This window comes from Paraburkholderia sp., assembly GCF_035656215.1.
In the GTDB taxonomy this organism is placed as follows: Bacteria; Pseudomonadota; Gammaproteobacteria; order Burkholderiales; family Burkholderiaceae; genus Paraburkholderia.
Window position 1 is genome coordinate 1 of record NZ_DASRSY010000189.1, and the last position, 4,516, is coordinate 4,516.

5 protein-coding genes are annotated in these 4,516 nt (G+C 59.5%); 4 read left to right on the forward strand and 1 reads right to left on the reverse strand.

Annotated features, from left to right (window positions below):
* The 3 genes from VFE81_RS10815 to VFE81_RS10825 all read left to right on the forward strand — a co-directional run.
* On the forward strand, positions 1-710 hold a 710-nt coding region (locus VFE81_RS10815), incomplete at its 5' end, for an IS6 family transposase (RefSeq protein WP_325044585.1).
* Between the two features lie 758 nt (positions 711-1,468).
* Positions 1,469-1,771, forward strand: a complete 303-nt coding sequence (locus tag VFE81_RS10820; RefSeq protein WP_325044586.1) for an ArsR/SmtB family transcription factor — start codon at positions 1,469-1,471, stop codon at positions 1,769-1,771.
* An 85-nt stretch (positions 1,772-1,856) separates the two neighbouring features.
* Entirely contained in the window at positions 1,857-2,918 is a 1,062-nt protein-coding gene (locus tag VFE81_RS10825; RefSeq protein WP_325044587.1) for an alkene reductase, read from the forward strand.
* 191 nt (positions 2,919-3,109) lie between these two features.
* Here VFE81_RS10825 and VFE81_RS10830 read toward each other — a convergent pair whose 3' ends face one another.
* On the reverse strand, positions 3,110-3,637 hold the full coding sequence (locus VFE81_RS10830; RefSeq protein WP_325044588.1) for a GNAT family N-acetyltransferase: 528 nt from the start codon (positions 3,635-3,637) through the stop codon (positions 3,110-3,112).
* 148 nt (positions 3,638-3,785) lie between these two features.
* On the opposite strand from VFE81_RS10830, the gene VFE81_RS10835 reads away from it, so the two are divergent.
* Positions 3,786-4,433 (forward strand): VTT domain-containing protein, encoded by a 648-nt coding sequence (locus tag VFE81_RS10835; protein ID WP_325044589.1) that lies wholly within the window; start codon positions 3,786-3,788, stop codon positions 4,431-4,433.
* Positions 4,434-4,516: the final 83 nt, after the last annotated feature.

Consider the following 4,516-nt stretch of genomic DNA (forward strand, 5'->3'; position numbering starts at 1 on the left):
ATCGCCATCGATTCCCGGGCGCCGTTATCAGTTGCGCCGTTCGCTGGTATTTCCGTTTTCAATTGAGCCTGCGCGACATTGAAGAGCTGCTGTTCGAGCGCGGTGTAATCGTCAGCTATGAAACAGTCCGGCGCTGGTGCGACAAATTCGGCGCTGGCTTCTCGCATCGCGTCAAGGCTGCTCGTCGCAAGCCCGGCACCACGTGGCATCTGGATGAGGTGTTTGTGACGCTACGCGGTGAGCCTTATCTACTTTGGCGGGCAGTCGATCAGCATGGCGCCGAACTTGATATCCTGCTGCAGAAGCGGCGCGACAAGGCTGCGGCGAAACGATTCTTCAAACGTGTATTGGCGGCTTGTCCTGAGGTGCCGCGCAAGATTGTCACTGACCAGTTGCGCAGCTATCCGGCGGCGAAGAGCGAGATCCCTGAACTGGTAAACGTGAAGCACGTTTTCGTGAAAGCCAGCGCCCGAGTGAACAACCGGGCCGAAAATAGTCATCAACCCACGCGAGAACGCGAGCGCCGCATGCGTGGTTTCCGCGATCCTGAACGCACGCAAGCGTTCCTGTCGAATTTCGGACCGATCCGGCAGCACTTCGCACTGAAGCGACATCTACTACGCGCCTCGCTCCACCGCCAACAACTCGGCGATCGCTTTGCCGCTTGGCATCGTTTCACCGGGCTTACCCAAAATCCGTCCGGCTTTTAAGAATTAGCTCCGTTCATCGCACTACTGCGACGCGAACACTTTAATGTGACAACGCCGTCCGGCGCAACACCCATGCAGTAGAGCTACTGTCAGTAACCGACTAGTGAACGGGAAAACCGATAGGCCCCGCGCGCTTTCGGACCCTGCTGGACCGCGCACGTCAATGACCGGCACGTATGCCAAGCCCGACTCAAATGCCAACCTTTTCTATGGTCGCCCGAATCGGCAACCATCATCGTGCGGGCCGACACGCTTAACAGAATGACGCCGCTCGCCGACGACGGGTTTTCTGCCGACAAAAATGACACACCAAGCGATTCAGAGCCACTTCTTGGGTCCAATCGACGACAGCAAAAATTGAAGGGGAATTGAAATATTCCGCCAAAGCCATGTCTGCCATACCGAGTGCGCACTTATAATTTGGCATCCGAAATATCTTACACCTCATCAACTCCTGAAATGCGCCGAAATGGGTGTCGCCCGCCCCTTAAGCGCAGCGAAAATATGTCATTAAATCAACACGTTAACATATTAACCCAACATATGGGATATGAAGTGCGCTCTTTTTTGTTACTTTTATGCCTAATTTAGAAGGTGCGGCCTTTTTTGTACGTCCATACCTATCAACCCCATAGTCAGTAATGGCTTCAAGCATATCGCAAAATTCCGATATATGATTCGTCTTGTAGCGATGCAGATGCGTGACCGCTAACCGGTACCACGTCTGCCTGTTGTCGATGACCTGAAAACTGACTCACATGACGCTTGATATTGACGCGATTCACAAAGCGCTTGCCAACCCTGTTCGGCGGGAGATTCTCGGCTGGCTGCGCGAGCCGTACGCGCATTTCTCCGACCAGGACCTGCCGCTCGACTACGGCGTGTGCGCCGGCAAGATCGACGCGCGCTGCGGCCTGTCGCAGTCCACCGTGTCGGCGCATCTCGCTGCGTTGCAACGGGCCGGTCTCGTCACATCGAAGCGGGTCGGTCAATGGGTGTTTTTCAAACGCAACGAGGCTGTCATTCAGGCGTTTATCGAGCACATGAACACTGGGCTGTGAATGTGTCATCCGCATCGCCGCGCTTCTTTCATCACGCAGTTTTTTAAGGCTCGGGCCACGTGCCCGCCACCCAAGGTGAACTCATATGCCGACTCTTTTTGACCCGCTCCAGATTGGCGACATTACGTTGTCGAACCGCATCATCATGGCGCCGCTCACGCGCCAACGCGCCGAAGAAATCCGCGTGCCGAACGCGCTGATGGCGAAGTACTACGCCGAACGCGCCACGGCAGGGCTGATCATCAGCGAAGCCACTTCAGTCACGCCGCAAGGTGTCGGTTACGCCGAAACCCCGGGCATCTGGTCGCAGGAACAGGTCGAAGGTTGGAAGATCGTCACGAACGCCGTGCATGCCGCCGGCGGCAAGATCTTCCTGCAACTGTGGCACGTTGGCCGTATTTCGGACCCGCTGTTCCTGAACGGCGAACTGCCGGTCGCGCCGAGCGCCATCGCAGCCCAGGGTCACGTGAGCCTGGTGCGTCCGGAGCGTCCGTACGTGACGCCGCGCGCACTCGAACTCGACGAAATCGCCGGTGTGGTCGACGCGTTCCGCAAGGGCGCCGAAAACGCGAAAGCGGCAGGTTTTGACGGTGTAGAAGTACACGGCGCGAATGGCTATCTGCTCGATCAGTTCCTGCAGGACAGCACCAACACGCGTACCGACGCCTACGGCGGCCCGATCGAAAACCGCGCCCGTCTGCTGCTCGAAATAACGGACGCCTGTATCGACGTCTGGGGTGCGAACCGTGTCGGCGTTCACCTCGCGCCGCGCCGCGACGCGCACGCCATGGGCGATTCGGATCCGGCGGCCACCTTCGGTTACGTGGCGCACGAACTCGGCAAGCGCAAGATTGCGTTTATCGCCGCACGCGAAGCACTCGGCGACGACCGCCTCGGCCCGCAACTGAAGAAGGCATTCGGCGGCCCGTACATCGCGAACGAAAAGTTCACGAAGGAAACCGCGCAGCACGTGCTCGACGCGGGTGAAGCGGACGCGGTGGCATGGGGTCAGTTGTTCATCGCGAACCCGGATCTGGTGCGCCGCTTCGCGACGAATGCACCGCTGAACAAGCCGAATCCGGCGACGTACTATGCACGCGGCGAAACCGGCTACGTGGACTATCCGACGCTGGAAACCGTCGAATAAGGACTTGAAGCCAGCGGCGCATACGTTGCCTCGTTAAAGCGCTGGGTTACCCGTCGTGCGCTGCAAAACCACGCGGCGGGTGTGACTGGAACGTTATCCGCTCACACCCGCCGCGTTCTTTTTATGCGCGGGACGTTGCGCGCGGCGCACGTGGCCCGCACCACAAGCAATCCAGGCCTTCACGCCCGCTGTCATGCCAGATCACGCCGCATGAACACGCGCTTCGATTCGTCGAGTCCGCGCGCGATATGCGCGTCGCGCCGAGCGATCAATGCCGCATCGAGATCGGCCTCCTCGATATCGCGAAAGCCGAGCCGCCGATAGTACGGCGCGTTCCACGGCACCTCGCGAAACGTCGACAGCGTGAGTTGCGTGACCTGTTGCGCGAGCGCGAGTTGTGCGACCTGCTCGATTAGCGCCGCGCCGATGCGTTGCCCGGCATGCGACCTCAGCACGTCGACCTCCTGAACGTAGAAGCGCGCAGGCTGCGGCTCGAACATTACGAACCCCACACAGGCCGCATCGGCATCCACGGCGACGACGATCTGCTGCGCGTCGATCTTGCGGTAGACGAGTTCCAGCTCCATCGGCGGTGCATCGGCGATACCGGTCATGCCGACGCTGACAAAGCGCTGGCCCGCCTCGAATTCGATCGTACGGATAGCATCTGCATCGTGAGGCTCGGCAGGGCGGAACGTGAGGTTGGAAGCATGTTGCATAAGCGTTTCGTAGAGATTTTTAGATGTGGTTCCGAAACGTGATTCGGACAGGCAGGCCCCGATATTGACATCACCACCGCGAAATAAACAAGTGCCCGCGCCGCCACGGGACTAAACTCCTGAACACCCAAATCCCTTTCGAACCAAGATGGATCTCATGCATGTGCTGCAGGTCGCCCTGCACTTCGACCAGCACCTGAGCGGTTTGATCGTGCAATACGGCACGGCCGTCTACGCGATGCTGTTTCTCGTCGTGTTCGTCGAGATCGGCTTCCTGCCGCTATTCTTTTTGCCGGGTGATCCGCTGATTTTCATCTGTGGCGGTCTCGCCGCCACCGGCGCGCTAAACGTCTGGCTCGTGATCCCCGTGCTGTTCGCCGCCACCGTGGCCGGCAGCATCGTCGACTATGCGATCGGCCGCGCGATCGGCGAAAAAGTCTATACCGCCGACTACCGCTGGCTCGACAAGAATGCATTGCGTAAGGCGCACGCGTTTTACGAAGCACGCGGTGGCCTGACCTTTCTGCTGTCGCCGTTCATTGCCGTCGTGCGCACTTTCGCGCCGTTCGTCGCCGGCGTTTCGCGCATGACGTTTGCACGTTTCGTGTCGTTCGTCACGGCGGGCGCGGCGCTGTGGATTGGGTCGCTGGTGGCGGCCGGCTATCTGTTCGGCAACGTGCCGCTGGTGCGCGATCATATGAGTTCGATCGTGCTGCTGGGTGTCTCGCTCGGTGTAGGATCGCTGCTGGTGAGCGCCGTGTGGCGCTTCGTCAACCGAAGGTTGCGTGCTCATTGAAGCAACGGTTACGCGGTCAGGATCACCAACCGCGCCAGCGCCACCTTAATGGCCGGTGTCGCCGCCGCGATCGCCACACGCTG